23 protein-coding genes are annotated in these 17,090 nt (G+C 55.0%); 8 read left to right on the plus strand and 15 right to left on the minus strand.

Going from position 1 to position 17,090, the window contains the following annotated elements; genetic code table 11:
- Positions 1 to 75: 75 nt before the first annotated feature.
- The 4 genes from WA411_RS16140 to osmF are packed head-to-tail and all read right to left on the minus strand — an operon-like array spanning position 76 to position 3,844.
- Positions 76 to 819, minus strand: coding sequence for an ABC transporter permease (locus tag WA411_RS16140; protein ID WP_291908180.1), 744 nt, complete (start codon positions 817 to 819; stop codon positions 76 to 78).
- Entirely contained in the window at positions 819 to 1,766 is a 948-nt protein-coding gene (locus tag WA411_RS16145) for an ABC transporter ATP-binding protein (RefSeq protein ID WP_291908182.1), read from the minus strand. The genes WA411_RS16140 and WA411_RS16145 overlap by 1 nt, the downstream gene beginning before the upstream one ends.
- A 20-nt stretch (positions 1,767 to 1,786) precedes the next feature.
- Positions 1,787 to 2,941, minus strand: coding sequence for an ABC transporter permease (locus tag WA411_RS16150; protein ID WP_291908184.1), 1,155 nt, complete (start codon positions 2,939 to 2,941; stop codon positions 1,787 to 1,789).
- A 36-nt stretch (positions 2,942 to 2,977) separates the two neighbouring features.
- Positions 2,978 to 3,844, minus strand: a complete 867-nt coding sequence (gene osmF, locus WA411_RS16155; protein WP_442915590.1) for a glycine betaine ABC transporter substrate-binding protein OsmF — start codon at positions 3,842 to 3,844, stop codon at positions 2,978 to 2,980.
- Between the two features lie 243 nt (positions 3,845 to 4,087).
- Here osmF and WA411_RS16160 point away from each other — a divergent pair, with 243 nt between their 5' ends.
- On the plus strand, positions 4,088 to 5,164 hold the full coding sequence (locus WA411_RS16160) for a TauD/TfdA dioxygenase family protein (RefSeq protein WP_291908187.1): 1,077 nt from the start codon (positions 4,088 to 4,090) through the stop codon (positions 5,162 to 5,164).
- Positions 5,165 to 5,191: 27 nt separating this feature from the next.
- On the opposite strand, the gene WA411_RS16165 is transcribed toward WA411_RS16160, so the two are convergent.
- The gene (locus tag WA411_RS16165) at positions 5,192 to 5,500 is read right to left on the minus strand and encodes a hypothetical protein (protein ID WP_291908189.1); all 309 of its coding nucleotides are present in this window, start codon (positions 5,498 to 5,500) and stop codon (positions 5,192 to 5,194) included.
- Between the two features lie 167 nt (positions 5,501 to 5,667).
- Between WA411_RS16165 and WA411_RS16170 the strand changes: the two genes are divergently transcribed.
- Positions 5,668 to 6,477: a substrate-binding periplasmic protein gene (locus tag WA411_RS16170; protein ID WP_291908191.1), complete on the plus strand. Its 810-nt coding sequence runs from the start codon at positions 5,668 to 5,670 to the stop codon at positions 6,475 to 6,477.
- Here the strand turns inward: WA411_RS16170 and WA411_RS16175 are convergent.
- The 3 genes from WA411_RS16175 to WA411_RS16185 all read right to left on the minus strand — a co-directional run bounded on the left by WA411_RS16175 (position 6,474) and on the right by WA411_RS16185 (position 8,871).
- On the minus strand, positions 6,474 to 6,863 hold the full coding sequence (locus WA411_RS16175; protein WP_222466386.1) for a phosphate-starvation-inducible PsiE family protein: 390 nt from the start codon (positions 6,861 to 6,863) through the stop codon (positions 6,474 to 6,476). The two genes, WA411_RS16170 and WA411_RS16175, sit on opposite strands and share 4 nt — an antisense overlap.
- Positions 6,864 to 6,937: 74 nt before the next feature.
- Entirely contained in the window at positions 6,938 to 7,873 is a 936-nt protein-coding gene (locus WA411_RS16180; protein ID WP_291908194.1) for a M14 family metallopeptidase, read from the minus strand.
- Positions 7,874 to 7,986: 113 nt separating this feature from the next.
- Positions 7,987 to 8,871: a LysR family transcriptional regulator gene (locus WA411_RS16185; RefSeq protein WP_291908196.1), complete on the minus strand. Its 885-nt coding sequence runs from the start codon at positions 8,869 to 8,871 to the stop codon at positions 7,987 to 7,989.
- A 124-nt stretch (positions 8,872 to 8,995) separates the two neighbouring features.
- On the opposite strand from WA411_RS16185, the gene WA411_RS16190 reads away from it, so the two are divergent.
- From WA411_RS16190 to WA411_RS16205, 4 genes are read left to right on the plus strand one after another with little or no spacing between them, the layout of a single operon-like run.
- A complete protein-coding gene (locus WA411_RS16190; protein WP_291908198.1) occupies positions 8,996 to 9,613 on the plus strand; it encodes a glutathione S-transferase family protein in 618 nt (205 codons plus the stop codon).
- Positions 9,614 to 9,970, plus strand: a complete 357-nt coding sequence (locus WA411_RS16195) for a nuclear transport factor 2 family protein (RefSeq protein WP_209398427.1) — start codon at positions 9,614 to 9,616, stop codon at positions 9,968 to 9,970. It abuts the gene before it with no gap.
- Between the two features lie 37 nt (positions 9,971 to 10,007).
- Positions 10,008 to 10,205 carry a tautomerase family protein gene (locus WA411_RS16200; protein ID WP_136631951.1) on the plus strand — a complete coding sequence of 66 codons (198 nt, stop codon included), beginning with the start codon at positions 10,008 to 10,010 and terminating at the stop codon, positions 10,203 to 10,205.
- A 27-nt stretch (positions 10,206 to 10,232) separates the two neighbouring features.
- Positions 10,233 to 11,297, plus strand: a complete 1,065-nt coding sequence (locus WA411_RS16205) for an NAD(P)H-dependent flavin oxidoreductase (RefSeq protein ID WP_291908203.1) — start codon at positions 10,233 to 10,235, stop codon at positions 11,295 to 11,297.
- Here the strand turns inward: WA411_RS16205 and WA411_RS16210 are convergent.
- Positions 11,286 to 11,687 (minus strand): GFA family protein, encoded by a 402-nt coding sequence (locus tag WA411_RS16210; protein WP_291908205.1) that lies wholly within the window; start codon positions 11,685 to 11,687, stop codon positions 11,286 to 11,288. The genes WA411_RS16205 and WA411_RS16210 overlap by 12 nt on opposite strands.
- A 78-nt stretch (positions 11,688 to 11,765) precedes the next feature.
- A complete protein-coding gene (locus WA411_RS16215; RefSeq protein ID WP_291908207.1) occupies positions 11,766 to 12,635 on the minus strand; it encodes a LysR family transcriptional regulator in 870 nt (289 codons plus the stop codon).
- Positions 12,636 to 12,729: 94 nt separating this feature from the next.
- Here WA411_RS16215 and WA411_RS16220 point away from each other — a divergent pair, with 94 nt between their 5' ends.
- The gene (locus WA411_RS16220) at positions 12,730 to 13,233 is read left to right on the plus strand and encodes a lactoylglutathione lyase family protein (RefSeq protein ID WP_291908209.1); all 504 of its coding nucleotides are present in this window, start codon (positions 12,730 to 12,732) and stop codon (positions 13,231 to 13,233) included.
- A 543-nt stretch (positions 13,234 to 13,776) separates the two neighbouring features.
- Here WA411_RS16220 and WA411_RS16225 read toward each other — a convergent pair.
- From WA411_RS16225 to WA411_RS19095, 5 genes are all read right to left on the minus strand, one after another.
- Positions 13,777 to 14,244 carry a hypothetical protein gene (locus WA411_RS16225; protein ID WP_291908211.1) on the minus strand — a complete coding sequence of 156 codons (468 nt, stop codon included), beginning with the start codon at positions 14,242 to 14,244 and terminating at the stop codon, positions 13,777 to 13,779.
- Positions 14,245 to 14,337: 93 nt separating this feature from the next.
- Positions 14,338 to 14,718, minus strand: a complete 381-nt coding sequence (locus WA411_RS16230) for a hypothetical protein (RefSeq protein WP_291908213.1) — start codon at positions 14,716 to 14,718, stop codon at positions 14,338 to 14,340.
- 93 nt (positions 14,719 to 14,811) lie between these two features.
- Entirely contained in the window at positions 14,812 to 15,105 is a 294-nt protein-coding gene (locus WA411_RS16235) for a HigA family addiction module antitoxin (RefSeq protein ID WP_291908215.1), read from the minus strand.
- Positions 15,105 to 15,383: a type II toxin-antitoxin system RelE/ParE family toxin gene (locus tag WA411_RS16240; RefSeq protein ID WP_291908217.1), complete on the minus strand. Its 279-nt coding sequence runs from the start codon at positions 15,381 to 15,383 to the stop codon at positions 15,105 to 15,107. Before WA411_RS16240 ends, WA411_RS16235 begins: the two co-directional genes overlap by 1 nt.
- A gap of 130 nt (positions 15,384 to 15,513) precedes the next feature.
- Positions 15,514 to 16,164 (minus strand): putative quinol monooxygenase, encoded by a 651-nt coding sequence (locus WA411_RS19095; RefSeq protein WP_291908219.1) that lies wholly within the window; start codon positions 16,162 to 16,164, stop codon positions 15,514 to 15,516.
- 192 nt (positions 16,165 to 16,356) lie between these two features.
- Here WA411_RS19095 and WA411_RS16250 point away from each other — a divergent pair, with 192 nt between their 5' ends.
- Entirely contained in the window at positions 16,357 to 17,019 is a 663-nt protein-coding gene (locus WA411_RS16250) for a DJ-1/PfpI family protein (protein ID WP_291908221.1), read from the plus strand.
- The last annotated feature ends 71 nt before the right edge of the window (positions 17,020 to 17,090 follow it).

The raw sequence follows: 17,090 nt of genomic DNA on the forward strand, positions 1-17,090 counted from the left end.
TTGCGCTGTGCCTCTCCGTCAGCCTAGACATCCACGCAAGGTTTTTAAAGCGGTGAGCGTATAGTGCGAACGGTTTCAGCCTGCAGCCTGGGGCAGAAATCTGCGATCCCAGACCCGCTCCACCGCCTCAAACAGGCTATCCACAGTTAGCGCCAGGAGCCCAATCAAAATCGCACCCTGCAGCACGTAGGCCGTGTTGCCATTCACCAGACCGGCAATCACCGGATCACCAAGGGTTCGGGCCCCAATGGTTGAGCCAATGGCCGCGGTGGCAATGTTGATCGTCACCGAAGTGCGAATGCCGGCCAGAATCACCCTGCCCGCCAGCGGCAGTTCCACCTGCAGAAGCACCTGCAGCGGCGACATGCCCATGCCCGGGGCTGCCTGCCTGACGGTGGTATCAACCCCCTCAAGGCCCGCCAGGGTGTTGCGCAAAATGGGCAATAGGCCATACAGAATCAATGCGACTAGAATCGGCGCCTCGCCGAAGCCAAGAACCGGCACCGCCAGGGCCAGAACCGCCACCGGCGGGAAGGTCTGGCCAATGGACGCAATCTGGCTCACCAGTGGCAGAAAATCCCGGCCGAAAGGCCGGGTGGCGAAGATTCCGCCCGCTACCGCAGCAACCGTGCCCACAAGCGCGGAAATCACCACCAGCGTCAGATGATTCTGCAGCAGAAACAGGAAGCTCTCCCGCTCATAGATGACGTTCTGTTTGTCCGGCTGCACCCATTCGAATAGTGGCTCCAGAGCCGGCATGCCCGCACTCAGGGCGCACAGCAGCGCGGTCAGCAATACCGGTGGCACCCAGATCCGCATCAGGCACCTTCCTGGATAATGCGTTCGCGCGTGATGGTTCCGGTTTCCTGGCCCTCGGCATTGAACACGGGCACATGGTTCCAGTTCTGCCAGAGCATGATCGACAGCGCCACCCGCAGACTGTCGTCTTCCTTGAGACCATCGGCTCCGGGTTCCGGTTGCCTCGGCTGTGGGTATGCTTGCATCAGGTCACGCACGCTGCGCAGGCTCATCAGTTTTAGTCCCCGGTCCTGCTTGCCTACCAGATTCTCGACAAACTCGGAGGCCGGCCGGCGGAGGATGTTCTCTGGCGTGTCGTGCTGAATGATACGGCCCCGGTCCATAACGGCGATGCGAGACGCCAGTCTCAGGGCCTCGTCGATATCGTGGGTCACGAACACCGTGGTTTTTTTCAACTGTCTCTGGATGCGCAGCATTTCCAGCTGCAGATTTTCGCGCGTGATGACATCCAGCGCACCGAAGGGTTCGTCCATCAGCAGAATATTAGGATTGGCCGCCAGTGCCCTGGCAACCCCCACCCGTTGGGCCTGGCCGCCGGACAGTTGCTGGGGATACTTTTTGGCATGGACGGCCGGGTCAAGGTCCAGCAGCGTCAGCAGCTCATGAACACGTTCGTCGATCTGCTCCCGTGGCCATTTCAGAAGCTGGGGCACCATGGCTATGTTGCGGGCCACCGTCCAGTGCGGAAACAGCCCGGTGCCCTGGATGACATACCCCATGTTCAACCGCAGCTGCTCCGGGTTCATGGCGGTCACATCCTTGCCGTCCACCAGAATCTCGCCCTCGCTGTGGGGCAGCAACTGGTTGATCATCCGCAAGGTGGTGGACTTGCCGCAGCCCGAGCTGCCCACCAGCACGCAAACCTCTCCGGTTTCGACCGTCAGATTGATGCTGTCCACGGCGACGGCGTCACCGAAGCGGCGGGTTACGTTTTTCAGTTCGATCATCCGGGCTTATCCTTTTCCTGTCAGGCCGTCGCCGGTGTCGGTTTGAGACTCGCCGCCAGCATGGTAAGCAAAGCATCCGTCAGCAGCGCGAGTGCAATCGTTGGCAAGGCGCCCAGCAATACCAGGTCCATCGCCGCTTGCCCCAGACCCTGAAAGATAAAGCTGCCGAAACCGCCGGCACCGATCAGTGCGGCAACCGCCGTCAGGCCAATGGCCTGAATCGTGGTAATGCGAACGCCCTCCACAATCACCGGCAGTGCCAGCGGCAGCTTGAGTTTGAAAAACAGCTGCCGTTCATTCATTCCCATTCCTCGCCCAGCATCGGAGAGGCTTTCGGGCACTTCAGTGAGCGCCACAAAGGTATTGCGCACCATCGGCAGAAGACTGTAAGCCACCAGCGCCAACAAAGCCGGCGCCCAGCCAATTCCGCGGATTCCCATCGCCTGAAGTGCCGGGAAGGCAGCCGCCAGTGCACTGAGCGGTGCGATCAGCAAACCAAACACCGCCAGGCTGGGAATGGTCTGCAGAAAGCTGACAGCACCAAGGATGGGCCGGCGCCAGGCGACGCTGCGAATCATCTTCAGGGCAAGGAAAAACGCCAGGCACGCACTGATGCTGACTGCCCCGAATGCCAAAGCCAGATGGGTCCAGAATGCTTGCTCAAACTTGTCTGGCCGGGCGTTGAACTCCCGAACCAGGGACAGACTCTCAAGGCCATCGCCCCGCAGGAACCACAACCAGCTTCCGCTGATAAAGGCCAGAATCAGCAGCTGCAGCCCTCGCCCGCCTCCAAGACGCTCGAGAATTTCGATCAGCATCAGGGACAGCAGAAACAGCAGACACCAGAAACCGGCACCGATGGAGGATCGTGCATACGGCGCGTTCTCTGGCAGATGCCGGCTTGCAAAAACCTCAAGCAGCAGTGGCAAAAGGGCCAGTGAGAGCCCTACCAAAGCCAGCAGCGGCAGGTAACGGCGGCGCAGCGGCAGAAGAGACAGCAAGACGCAACCGGCCAGGATCAGCGAGACCAGGCCGGCCCCGGCTCCGCCGAGAGCCGACAAAAGGCCGTGCCCGGTACCCGGGACAATCCGGTTGGGTTGAATCACGCCCAAGTCCAGCAACCAGACCAGCGCCAGGGCAAGACACCCCAGCACGGGCAGGACACGGTTCGGCATGGAATTCGGAGCAACGGAGCTGAAAATCGACAAACCTCAGTTCTGGGCGAGGGAATCCAGGTAATCCCGCGCGACAGTATCCGCAGGCACCCCGTTTACCGCTACCTGGCCATTCAGGCGCTGCAGGGTTTCAAGATCCAGCGACTCAAAGATCGGAGTAAGCACCTCCCGGATCTGCGGGTAGGTTTCCAGCACCTCGCCACGCACGATGGGCGCAGGCTGGTACACCGGCTGAACGCCCGCGGTATCTTCCATCACCTTCAGATCCAGCGCATCCAGGCCACCATCGGTACCGTACGTCATCGCCCCGTTCACGTCGTTGTTGTTCAACGCCGCCGCACGGAGAGTGGCCGCCGTATTACCACCTGAAAGAATCAAAAGCTGATCGGATTCAAGCTTGAAACCATAGGCCTCCTGGAACGCCGGCAGGGCACTGGCGGATTCCACAAACTCGGCGCTGGCTGCAAACTTGAATGCACCGCCTTCATTGATATAGCGCGCCAGATCCTCCAGCGTAGCCAGGTTGTTCTCACGGGCCAGATCTCCACGTACGCTCATGGCCCAGGTGTTGTTGGCCTCTGCCGGTTCCAGCCAGACAATGTTGTGCGCCTCTTTATCCAGGCGGGCGGCTTCCTGATAGGCTTTTCCGGCATCCTTCCAGATATCCCGCTCGGCCTGATCGTGGAAGAAGGCAGCGTTGCCGGTGTACTCCGGGTAAATATCTATTTCCCCGGCCTTGATGGCATTGCGGACAATGCTCGTACCGCCCAGCTGAAGCCTGTTTTCAACCGGAATACCGGCTCCTTCGAGGGACTGCAATACCATCTGGCCCAATACCGAGCCTTCGGTATCAATCTTCGAAGACACCACCACTGGGTCGGCAGCCAACAAAGATCCGGACATCACGAAAGCGAACAACGCCAGTGTGCGGCGAAAAAGGGTTTTGGGAGTCACGGCCATTCCTCTGGTTTTGGTTACCTATAACAGTCTAGAGGCCGCATCTACGAAGGCAAACGCGAATTGGTCTTGCCGGGTGAAAGCGCGGCCCGCCCGGCTCAAGACATGTACAGAGATTATTCAGGTTTGAATTCCCAAAACCTGCTGGGTTAGGCTGTCTGAAAAGCGAGCAGCATGGTAGTGACGGCTATGGCACAGACCCAGGAAACTCCCCGCGAACCCACCTCCACCGTAGCGGCCCTGAACCCGGAGAACGTGACTCTGCTTGAACAGCACGGATTGTCGCTAAAGCCACTGGACCCTATCGGCGTTGAAATCTACGGTGCCGACGTGCGCAACCAACTGCCAGAGCCCGCCATCGAGGCCCTTGAAGAGGAAATGGCCAATCGCGGATTCATCGTTTTCAAACACCAGGCCGGTCTGTCGCCCCAAGAACTGATTGATGCCTGCAAGTGGTGGGGCGGCCGTGAAATCCACTCCACCCACGGCGTTCATCCGGCAACGCCCGGCCGAAACCGGCACATCTTCCGCTGCTCGAACGATGGCCGCCAGGGCATACTCGGCGTCGGCCCCCAATGGCACAACGACGGCAGTTTCGAAGCCGCTACCTTTTCCCACAGCGCCTACTACATGGCTCGCGCGCCGGAAAACGGCGGCGGCACCCATTTCGCTCACCAGGGCGCCGCGTTTGATTCACTTCCGCCGGAGAAACAGGACTTCTGGGAACGCCTTGTCTCGGTTAACTCCGCGTCCAGCGTCACACACCCCGTGGTTCATACGCATCCAATTTCCGGCCGCAAAAGCGTGTGGCTGCACCTGGGCATGACCGGCGCCGTCATCGAACGCCTGCCGGACGACGGACTGACAATCGACCAACTCAAAACGCTCCCCGCACATGCAGACAGTTTCCGCCTGCTGGACGAAGCGGCCATGAAAGAACTGTTCAACGACTACAACGATTTGCTGAACGATTCCTTCGAGGATGGCTACGGCATTCGCTACGAGTACGACACCGGCGACCTGCTGTTTATCGACAACTGGGCGGTGGCCCATCGGGCCTCACCGGAGGCCCACCTGCCGGCAGAGCAACAGGGTCTGCGCATTATGGATCGCGTTACCATCAAAGCTCCGCGAAACCTGTCGCCTCATTTTGGCCTGCCGCAGTACATCAATATGGCCGGCCCCCATCCGTTCAACAAAGATGGCGTGTGGCAAGCCGGTGGCGTGGGCTTTCGGTGGAAAGACGATATCCGCATGCAGAACTGAATAACCCGTTTTGCATGCGGCCATGCGTCACTGCACCGGCTGACAACCGCGAACAGCGAGAGAAATATTCGTTGCCGCCTTGATCTGATCGTAGTACTTAGAGGCGGTTTTCACGCCCATATCCGCGTAATTCCCGGCACTGGGGCTGATCAGGGTGCCCAGCTGGGCCCAGGCCGCAGCGGATTGCCGGTCGCTCTCATAGGCTGAAAATGCCTGGTAGATTTCATTACAGGTAATGCCGTCTCCATCCATCGCTGCGGAAGAAAAATGAGAGGACGTCTGACAGCCCGTCAAAGCGCCAACCGCCAACAAAAACCCAAGACTCTTGTACTTCATTGATCAGGTCTCCCGGGCCGCAATGGCCTCTTTTCGAAAGTATGGATAGCATGGTCTTATACATTCCAGTCCGATGCCAGAGCTGCTGGTCTCAATGGAAAGATGTATTGAAAATTCCTCGCCGCAAACTAAGCTATTCCTGTCTCTTCACTCTTTTGAGCATGCCCATGAAAGCGTGTCTTCATGCAGTTCTCGCTCTCGCGCTATCCATTCTGCTTCTCTGGAGTCCAGCCCGAATTGGCCATGCAGAAACCGTCCTGCATGTTGCCTACGAAGATAAAACGCAATTCCCCTACTACATGGGCGACACCCAGGAGGTTCTAGAGAGACCCGGCGCAGCGGTGGAGCTGGTCAAAATGCTGGAAGAGCGGGTACCGGGTTTGCGGATCAGGTTCAGCCGCTACCCCTGGAAACGATGCCTCGCCATGCTCGAAACCGGCCAGGTGGATGGTATCTTCAATGCTTCTTACAATGCTGCCCGCACCCGAATTGCCGAATACCCTTGGCGGGACGGTCACGTTGACCCTACCCGCCGACTAACCACCATCAGCTACAATCTCTATGCCCTACCGGATACTGAGCTGGGCTGGAACGGCAAGGCTTTCGAAGACACGGATCTCTACGTTGGCGCCCCATTGGGTTACTCAATCGTGAACGATCTGGAAAAACTGGGCGTTTCCGTAATCAAGGTTCGGAGTTCCAGGCAAAGCCTGCAGTTACTGACTGCCAGACGCGTTCATGCCGTTGCGCTTCAATCGGTCACCGCCGATTTTCTGTTACGCCAGAACGCCAAGCAGCTCACGGGCATCGTTCGGATTGATCCCCCTCTCAAAACCAAGCCCTACTACCTGACGCTCTCGCGGGAATTCAAAGCAGCACACCCAGAGCTTGCAGAGCACATATGGAATGCCATCGGCGAACTGAGAGAAGAAAAACTAGAGGCGCTGGCAAAGCCCTATTTATCAGAACCGGGCTAGTCGTCGTATTTGCGAACCTGGTTGAGCCGGGTCATTACAAACGCTGCAATGGCAAGAATCAGAATCGCGATGGCTTCGTAGAGAATGTTCTCGGGTGCCATATCCTTGCCTTGAAGAATGATCAGTCGGGCCAATGCCGTGATGGCAATGAAGATCGGGAAGACAGAAGCTGATCGCCGGTCCGAGTAAAACACGGCCACCATGCCGATGACCTCCAGGTACAGAAACATCAGCAGAATGTCTGCGAGATTGATGCTTTGGGCGACGTACAGCGAATGAAGCTCGAAGGCCACCCCACCAAGCGTCATCAATACAACCAGGAACAGCAGAATACGCTCGATTATCTGAAAAAGTCCGAGCGCCAGCTTCTTTTCAGAAGAATCCATGAAGTTCGCCTTGTTTTTGGGGTCAGCTTTTCAGGAAGTCTAGTTAACTTATTCTTCCATGCCGACTCAGTACATCATTTGGCGGTGTCTGAATGGGCCAGCCCGTAATCGATGGCCGCGCAAACCGCAGTAGCCTGCGCGGCATTGCATTGCTCGGGGGTAACTCGCGGGCTATCCGGATAAACCTCGGTAGTGGTTCGGTAGGGCGCCCGAGTCATGCCGGCGCACAGGCCCCACTGGGTAAGTGGGTACTCAATCACGCCCCGCGCAACGACCTTGGAGCCGAAGATCTCGCCATTCTCATCCGCTGGCGCAATGTGCGTCACCTGCTCCACCGCCTTGATCACCGCCTGCTGAAAATCGGGTTTCGGGTTCTCACTGTCATCAACCACATAAAAGCCATCGGGAATTCCTGCCGGCTCGAACGGCTTGCCGTCGCGGGCTGCCAGGGCCGGCCGAAATTCTGATTCGTCGGTATCAGTGGTTTCATGAAGATCGATATGAATCAGAGCACTGTCACGGATAGGCGCGACCAATCGCATGAGTGCGGCTGACTCCTCCGCCCGACTACCTTCGTGGAAGGAACGGTTGGGGTCGATGGCATTACGGTTCCAGCGATGAATACGCTCATACGCCCAGGGACTCACGCAGGGCGCAACCAGCAGGTTCACGCGGCCCGCATACTCCTCCGCGTGTTTATCAAGGAACTGCAGCGCCCCATGCACCCCGCTGGTTTCATACCCGTGAACCCCGCCCGTGATCAGTACCACCGGCAAATCCTCGTTCCAGTCACGGCTGCGAATCGCCATCAGCCGGTAATAATCCGGGCCGTAATCCAGAGCGCCGTACTCTTCCACATCGAAGCGCGAGCGAAGGCGCTCGATTACACTCAACACCTCCGCCTCGTAACTGCGCTGACGGGTCTGCCGTGACAACCACTCGGCGCGTTCCGCCTCCCCCCATGGGGTGCCAGGAGTGCCGATTGGGTAAGGTGCTGGCGCTGTATTCATATCGTTTGAATTCTCCGATGTTGGTCAATATGCGGGTTTCAGGCTGTGAGATGGGACATCCCTCAGTAATGTTCATCCTTGGTTTCGCGATTCCCTTCATCGCGTATTTGATCCTAGTCGAAATCCCTGGACAGAAACCAGGATTGCAGAAACTCGATGCAGCTGAGCAGTTTCGGCTGAGTAAACTGCCGATTCGGATACAGCGCGTACAGCGTAAGGTCCGGTCGGCTAACCTCCGGCAGCACTTCCACCAACTTGCCCTGATCAATACCTTGCCTGGCTACAAAACTGGGGAGAAAACCTATGCCCAGCCCGTCCTCAATCACCTGTTTCATGAACAATGTGCTGTTCACCTTGAGGGAACCACCGACGGTAATACCCTGCGCCAGCGGCCAGAAATTTCCTGATTTGAAATAGCTGTACACAAAGCAATTATGGGCGGCCAGATCGTCGACATCACGAATCGGCGTATGGCTCTCCAGGTACCCGGGTGACGCGCACACCTTGTAGGTAAAACGGACCAGCGGTTTGCCAACATAGTTGGAGTCCAGCATCTGGCTGGACGCCCGAAACCCCAGATCGAACCCATGCTCGATCAAATCCAGGCTTTCGTCTCCCAGCTGTATGTCCAGCTCCACATCCGGGTATTGCTTCATGTAGGCAGAGAACAGTTGCGACAGATCGGTAATGCCCAACGCCATAGGGACGTTGATGCGTAACTTGCCGCGCGGGTTGTCCTGCATGTGCTGTACATAGGCGTCCGCATCATCTACCTGAACCAGCAATTCCCGGCACCGCTCCAGGTATCCCTCACCAATGGACGTCAATTGCTGTCCACGGGTGGATCTATGCAGCAGCCTCACGCCCAAATCCTCCTCCAGCCGCCCTATCTCCTTGCTGATCATCGAGGTGGTTACATTCAGCTCGTTGGCCACACTGGTAAAGCTACCGGCATCCACCACCCGCACAAACATCCGCATTGCCCGCAATTTGTCCATACTGCCCGGCCTTACTGTTTCCAAATTGTTGATACTGATAAAACATTATTGCCATTTAAGAACACGAAGGGAAGCGCCAAACTTCACTTGCATTCACGCAATAACCCAACAAACGAGGTTTTATATGTACACCCTGTACTTCATTCCCGGCGCCTGTTCACTGGCCACGCAGGCGATTCTCAACGAGCTCAACCAGGAAAGCACCCTGGTTCACAAGCTGGAAGCCGACCACTTTGAAACCCTGAACCCCGCCGGAACCGTGCCAGTACTGGTCGACGGCGACATGGTGCTGAACGAGGGCGTGGCGATCATCCTCCATCTGCTCAACAAGCATAAGAACAACCTGATCGCTGAAAGCGGGGACGCGCGGCATCAGGCCATCGAAAATATGCTATTCGCAAACGCCACCATGCATCCCGCCTACGGCCGCCTGTTCTTTGCCCAGGCCAACGTGAACGATGCAGCAGCCAGACAGCAGGTTTTCGATTCTGCGGCGGTGGCCATCAACAAACTGTGGCAGGTGGTGGAAGCGAAGCTGGAGCACATGCCGTACCTCGGGGGGCATGACATCTCCGCCGCCGACATTCTGCTGGCCGTGTACTCCCGTTGGGGCGACTTCTTCCCCGTGGATATCGTACTCGGCCCGCGCAGCCGGCAGATGGTGGATGCCGTATTGAAGCGAGACAGCATGCAACTTGCCCTGCAGCGGGAAGAGGTATACAGCGCGGGAGCCGCGGCATAAATGGACACCGAAAAACGCCAGTTGGAAACCATGGTGAATGAGTATTTTCAGGGCCTGCACACGGGGAATGCCGAACGACTGGCGCCGTTGTTCCACAGGGACTGTGTACTCAAGGCACCCGGCCTGCGGCGCACACTGGACGAATGGCTGGCCGATGTCGCAACGCGACCAATACCCGCGAACATCGGACACCCGGAGGACTATCGCATCCTCCAGGTGGAACTGGCCGGAAACCAGGCCATGGTGAAAGTGGCGTGCCCCCTGCCCCACGGCAACTTTACCGACTATCTGGGCTTCCTTAGAGAAGACGGTGTCTGGAAGATCGTGAACAAAATGTACGCGCCAGCAACCGACTGACCGAAAACCCGAAACCATTTATCGAGAGGAATTTCGAATGCCTTATGTCAATATCAAAGTCACCGACGACAACGTAACCGTCGAACAGAAACGCCAATTAATTCAGGGAACAACACAGCTGCTGGTCGATGTCCTGAACAAGAATCCTGACGCCACCCACGTGGTTATCGACGAAGTGTCGACTGACAACTGGGGCGTGAAAGGGGAAACCGTCACCAATCTGCGAAAACGATAACCAACAAACAGGGGAGCAATACTTACAATGACCACCCTCAGGAAATTACTGAACGTGGAATACCCAGTGATTCAGGCACCCATGGCCGGCGTGCAGGACAGCGCGTTGACCATCGCGGTTTCCAAAGCGGGAGGGCTGGGTTCGCTCCCCTGTGCCATGCTCACAGGCGACAAAATACGCGAAGAAGTCGCCAGGATAAGGTCCGCGACCGACCGGCCCTTCAACCTGAATTTCTTCTGCCACACCCAGCCACCGGAAGACCCGGAGAAAGAAGCGGCCTGGCGACAAAGCCTGCAACCTTACTACGAAGAGCTGGGGCTAGACGTGAACGATGACGCCGGCGGCGCAAGCCGTCGCCCCTTCGATGAACAAACTGCCGATCTGGTGGCTGAATTGATGCCTGCGGTAGTGAGCTTTCACTTCGGCTTACCGGCCCCCGACTTGCTGGCCTACATCAAATCCAATGGCGTGAAGTTACTGGCCAGTGCCACCACGGTGGCCGAAGCCCAGTGGCTGGAGCAACGAGGCGCGGACGCCATTATTGCGCAAGGGATTGAGGCTGGCGGCCATCGCGGGCATTTCCTGTCTGACGACCTTGGCCTGCACATGGGTACCTTTGCGTTGCTCCCCAAAATCGTATCCAGGGTAAAAATCCCGGTTATTGCGGCAGGCGGAATTGCCTCCGCCGCAGGCGTCGAAGCAGCCAGAAAGCTGGGCGCCATCGCCGCCCAGGTCGGCACTGCTTACCTTCTCTGCACCGAAACAAAAACCAGCGTCATCCACCGTGCCGCGCTCCAATCCGAGCAGGCGTTCCACACCGAAATCACCAACGTATTTTCCGGTCGCCCGGCGCGCGGCATCGTCAACCGGCTTATCATAGAGCAAGGCCCTCTCAGTACGCGCGTGCCGGATTTTCCCAATGCCGCAGCGGCACTGGCGCCCTTGAGATCGGAGGCTGAAAAGCGCGGAAAGGGGGACTTTTCGCCCCTGTGGGCGGGGCAGAACACTACGGGGTGCGAGGAAATCTCAGCCGGGGAAATGACATTGAAATTGGCTGGAGAACGCAAAGCTCCAGGCAGCTCAATCCGGTAGTCCTTCGAACCTTGGAGCTCCCGCTGACGCCTCTTCCCAGGCGGCTTTACTGGATAAAAAGATATGCGCCGTTGGCGACAAAGAGATCCCCGTGTCCAGGCCCCCTGCCGGAACAACGAGCAAACCGGCTATCTGAGTGTTTGGCAATGCTGAACCACACAGCTTACAAAAGCTCTTGTTGTGACGAGTGCCAGCAAGCGTATAGGAGGTTACAGCATCGGCACCGGCCAACCAGGTTAATTCAGCGGACTGTGAAAACAGGTTTGCCGCGTGAGCCGATCCAGTATCTTTTTGACAGTGCCGGCAGTGACAGAGGTAGAAGCTCTCGAAGTCGCCCTCTATCTCATATTTCACGGTGCCACACAGGCAAGAGCCAGAATGCGTCGTCATCTTAATCCCTAATTGAGCAGTTAGATGGCAACATCACTGCGCACACGAGTGGCGCGACGTGCCAAATTCCAGGCCGGTTTAAAGCCATTTCCTGGTTTCCGCAATTATAGTCCGCATTCTCGCCGCAAGTGCCCGGTGCCGTGGAACACACAGATACAGCGTTTCACTCACCGGGTTACCAAGACGATGAGCTCTGATGTGCTCACGCTTCTCAAAAGCTTCAACGGCATGCGCAGGCAGCACGGTAAATCCCAACCCCATACTTACCGGCTCCAGAATCAAACCAATCTGGTTTGAGAAGCCTTTCTTCGGAAACAGGTTGCTGTGCTGAAACTCGGGGTAGTTGGCACCAAGAAGCAAACTGGCGTGATGACTGCCATCAGGATGGTCGATAAAGCCGAGGTTCATCAGCGTGTCCCAATCCGGCTCCTTGACGGTGGCCGGTGTTACCAACTGCAGCGATTCCTGGGCGACGGGCGTGCAGCTTACGTCGGCCAGCGTCGATCTCGACGTCATGAATCCGAGGTCAACAGCAGACCCGGCAATGGCAGTTTCCACATCGGGGTTCGGCGCAAACCGGTAATCGATAACCAGCTTCGGGTGTTTGCTCTGAAGAGCCAACAGGTGTGGATAGAGCTTCAGCCCGACACTGCCCGGGGACATGATTCGCACACTTCCTTCAAAGGGCGGGTCCTCTCCCACTGTCTGCTCAAGATTCGACAATGCGAAGAGGATGCTCTGCGCCTCGGTGTACAGCCTCTCTCCTGCACCGGATAGAGAAAACTGCTTGCCCTGCCTCACCAGCAATTCAGCACCCAGTTGCTCCTCGAGTTTACGCACATGCTGACTCACGCCCGACTGTGTCATGTGAAGGCGTTCAGCTGTACGGGTGAAATGACCAACTTCCACCAACGTGCAAAAGGTGCGCAACCAGGTCGTATTTATCATTATACTCCATAATGTTTACGAGAATAAATGATAATTTTAAATGATTAATCAGCGGATGTAACCTGCTCTCAGTCTCAACAGAGGAGGACAGGACATGAACAACGCTTACCCAAGAAATTTCTCGCACATCGGCATATCCGTGCCCGACCTCGAGCAAGCCGTAAAGTTTTACACAGAGGTGATGGGTTGGTACCTGATTATGGAACCAACCGAGATCGAAGAGGACGACAGCGCCATCGGAGAGATGTGCACTGATGTATTCGGCGCAGGCTGGGGCAGCTTCCGTATCGCTCACCTATCAACGGGCGATCGAATCGGAGTGGAGCTTTTTCAGTTCAAGAACCAGACCAACCCGGAAGACAATTTCGAGTACTGGAAAACCGGGGTTTTTCACTTCTGTGTGCAAGACCCGAACGTAGAGGAACTGGCAGAGCGGATTGTGGCTGCGGGCGGTAAAAAGCGCATGGAGAAACCGCGCGGCTACTATCCCGGCGAAAAGCCCTACCGCATGATTTACATGGAAGACCCGTTTGGCAACATCCTGGAAATCTACAGCCACAGCTATGAGTTGATATACAGTGCGGGCGCCTACCAATAAGTGTCCAGGTGTTATCGGGAGACTTTCCGCTGCGGAAAGTCTCCCTTATTCAATACCAGCCAGCATGCGCAGCTACCGGGTCTGGTGCTCTCCGACCCATTTCCCATCAACATTAATGATCTTGCACGGATATTCAGCTTCGTGTCTTTTGTTGTTTCTTTGGCAATCTTTCAAAGAGTTCTCTATCGCGTACCTGACTGAGGTTCTGTTTGATTTCCAGGACCAGGCACCCACATCAGATTGCGCAAAAGCTTTGTGTTCGGTTGCGTGAAAATACCCCTCTCGGTACGACTTTAAGGCTTGATTCGTCATGAGCGCATTCTCTCCAACAGCCTTTTGGTCAAAAGACGACTCGACAATTTCGCCTGTACTTGTTGCTGCAGGAATGGGTTGCTCATGGGTTGCACATCCAACCAGCAAAGCACTGACTACGATAAAGATTCCCGGTCTCAAATCTGACTCCTTGATTTATGCCATGGTTCACTATCACCGGTGACAAAACCGGCGCGAAGCAGAGGTTCTGGTCTCCGGTGCATAGTCTGTTTATTCACTTTCACGGATAGCACAGACATCCTCGATATCGACAGGGCGTGAGAGCGCGGTCTTATACTGGACCAAGTCCTCTTTCAACATGATGGGAAGCTTCAGGCCAAGCAAAGACACCGTCGCATATCGAGAGAAATCTATGCTAAGCGGAACCCAGGTTTGCCTGTTTGCATCAAAAATTCGCGGACGGTCAGAGCTGCCCACCTCCACTTTGACACCTTCATACTTGAACTGGACGTAGGTCAGATCCCAGCCTTCCTCCCGACGGTGAGCGGCAGCTTTGGATACATATTCCTGGCAAGCCTCTACCACTGACCAAAAGCATTCACCGGGCACGAAAAGATCGATGTCATTCAGATCGCGCTCAGAGCCATATCCCTTTGCTGCGAGCCCGCCACAGATCAGAAAGGGAATATTCCTATCCCTCAGTAACCCCACAATCCACTGGACAGCTAGATGATGCACGCCTTCTCCTTATAGCACCTATGGTAACCGGAGCCGGGACGCAGCGGAGGGAACCCAAAGTGGCAGGCTTTTGGCGTGCGGTTGACCGCTTGGTTAACGGCTACTGGCACCGGCCCACACATACTTATTAAATATTGCCGGTGCTAAGACTGTTACGACCACAGCCGCAATCAACCCAAATGTACCGGACCAATCCTCGGCGAAATCCAGAAAGTGACAGAGCCACGCACCAGGGTTGCCATAACAATACTGCGGCGCAGACTTTGTCGCTGGGACGGCAAAGGGAAATATCAGCAGTGCTCCGATCAGAGTTTGAATCCCGTAGCTCGTACAACCACTGAAAAACGCGAAGCGCTTTGGAGAGCAAAGCCCCTTCCATCTGGCAAAGAAATAACCCCACAAGACGGGTAACCAGAACACAGCGGCTAACCCTATGCCTATCGCTAACGAAATGCCGAAGATCTTAATTTCCACTCTAAACTTCCATATCTGAGACTAAAGCCGATAACGCCTGGCTTTCCGGCGTGCCGGAGCGCCAGCGCAGGCGCGTCCGACAACAGCCATTGGTTAAGCTGCCTCGAAGTCCAGGGGATGGATTCCATCCAGGTTGACCGTGTTGCGGGCCACCCACAGATCGTACATATCCTGCATCGCCAACCAGCTTTCAGGTGTACGCCCGAGAACCTTGGATAGCCGCAGAGCCATTTCCGGGCTAATACCACTATCCCCTTTGAGCAGCCGAGACAAAGTCGAGGGAGAGACCCCCAGACTGGAAGCAAGCTGACGGGCACTGATGCCAAAAGGCTCCAGGTACACCTCCCGAATGAATTCACCAGGATGCGGCGGATTATGCATAGTCATTAGTGATAATCCTCATAATCAAGAATGTAGGCGTTGCCGTCCTGAAACTCGAACGTCAGGCGCCAATTTCCGTTAACCCGAATCGACCACCGCCCTTTATCTCTACCCTTCAATGGATGAAGCCGGAAACCCGGTATATCCATATCTTCCACCGAAGTGGCCGAGTCCAGAGCAGCAAGCTGCATTCGCAGCTTCTTGTCGTGGTCAGGCTGTATACCAGACGTGTTGCCAGTCGAGTAGAACCGTTTCAGTCCTTTGTGACGGAATGATTTAATCATGAGGGAATTTTAGCGCGTTGCGCATCCCGCAACAATAAAGCTTAACGCCGTGTTAACTGGCCCAGCGTAACTGGGTCCAGTTGAACACTTTGTTAGGCTAATTGTGAGCAAACAAGCTAGAAGACCAAAATTATTTGCCAGCTTCTGCAATAATCTCAAAATTATGAATGTTGTTTAGAACACCGTTATCCCAGCCGCCAACGACAAGATCATCCGCTTGGGCCTTGAGGGCACCAGCAACTTTCCCGGCAAAGTGAGCTTCTCTTCCACTCTCATCGGTAAAGGTATCAAAAATACCAAAAGTGTTGCTATCTAATTTAAGTGATGTCCATAACAACGTTTTTGGTTCAGTTTCTGCGACAACAGATGCGGCTCCGATCAATAGCTGCTGTAATTCTTGCTCTTTTCCTGGATGGGCTTTTAACAATATATAAGTTGCGCTTGTTGCATTTTCTAAGTCTGTGTCAGGTTTTTTATAGGATAAAACGCTAAAGTTAGAAATATTAGCAACAACCCCCTTATCCCAACCATGCTCTACGAGCGTATCTGCATTGGTATTTAATGCGGCTGCTACTTTCCCTGCAAAGTGCTCTGACCGGCCCGCTTCATTTGGAAAAAAATCAAAAATTCCGAAACTGCCATCGTTTTTTTTAAGCGCATACCAATACAATGTATTGGGTTCAGTTTGCGCCACCAGTGTTGCGCCTTCCTTTAGAAAAGCAGTTAGCTCTTTGTCTTGTCCAGACTTGGCCTCAAATGGAATATAGCTTGCTTCTTTCATGATAGTCTCCTGTTTTGGTACTTCTGAGCGTGATATAGACGCATTCATTAAAATGAATAGAAATACAGTTAGATAAATACTTGCTTTACGCATAGGATTGAAAATTTTCATAAATTCCCCTTATGTTGAAATCAAGGTGCCATTGTAGGGATTGGCGCAGCTTGACCAGTAGTGGCAAAAAAGAAAACATTCATGCAATATCTGCCATTATTTGTTTGGAGTGTATGGATGACGACAATTGTGATTCTTTCAGTGAATAACGCCTTGCCATCAGGGCTTATGGGCATGGTTGATATCTTTGCATTAAGTGGTTTGCATTTTGTGCAGAAGTCTGGAGATGGAGCACTTTCGAAGGTGGAGTGGCACCCAAACGTGATTTTGGCGAATCATGATGGGCAGCCGATAACTGACGGGCATGGGCGTATTTTTGAGGTCGACTCTGATTTTGCTTCAATTAAGCATTGCGATGCAGTGTTGGTACCGGGGTTTATTCCAAATGGTCAAGGACACCCACCCAAAACCACTACAGATAAGCTTACCTGCTCATGGTTGGCTACACAATATAAAAAAGGAGCGCTCATGTGTGGCTCTTGCAGCGGTGTATTTGCACTTGGAGAGGCGGGCTTACTTAATAACCGAAAATGCACTACCACGTGGTGGTTACATGATGAATTAAAGCAACGATTCCCAAAGGCGAATGCGGTATGGGCAAGTGAATTAATTGATGATAACGGTATCATAACTGCTGGTGGCCCACTTTCCTGGGTCACTATTGCATTGCATATAGTGAAAAAGCTTGCTGGTATTGAAACGGCGAAGGTTGTGGCTGATTTTTCTGTCGTTGATGCGTGTTAGTGGCCAATTAAAGTGACCCACTACTGGCCATTAATTTTGACCCACCTCCGAGTGGCCGTCAGGCCACAGAA

Origin of the sequence: Marinobacter sp. CH_CUG1437-1 (genome assembly GCF_037029655.1) — a bacterium.
In the GTDB taxonomy this organism is placed as follows: domain Bacteria; phylum Pseudomonadota; class Gammaproteobacteria; order Pseudomonadales; family Oleiphilaceae; genus Marinobacter; species Marinobacter salsuginis.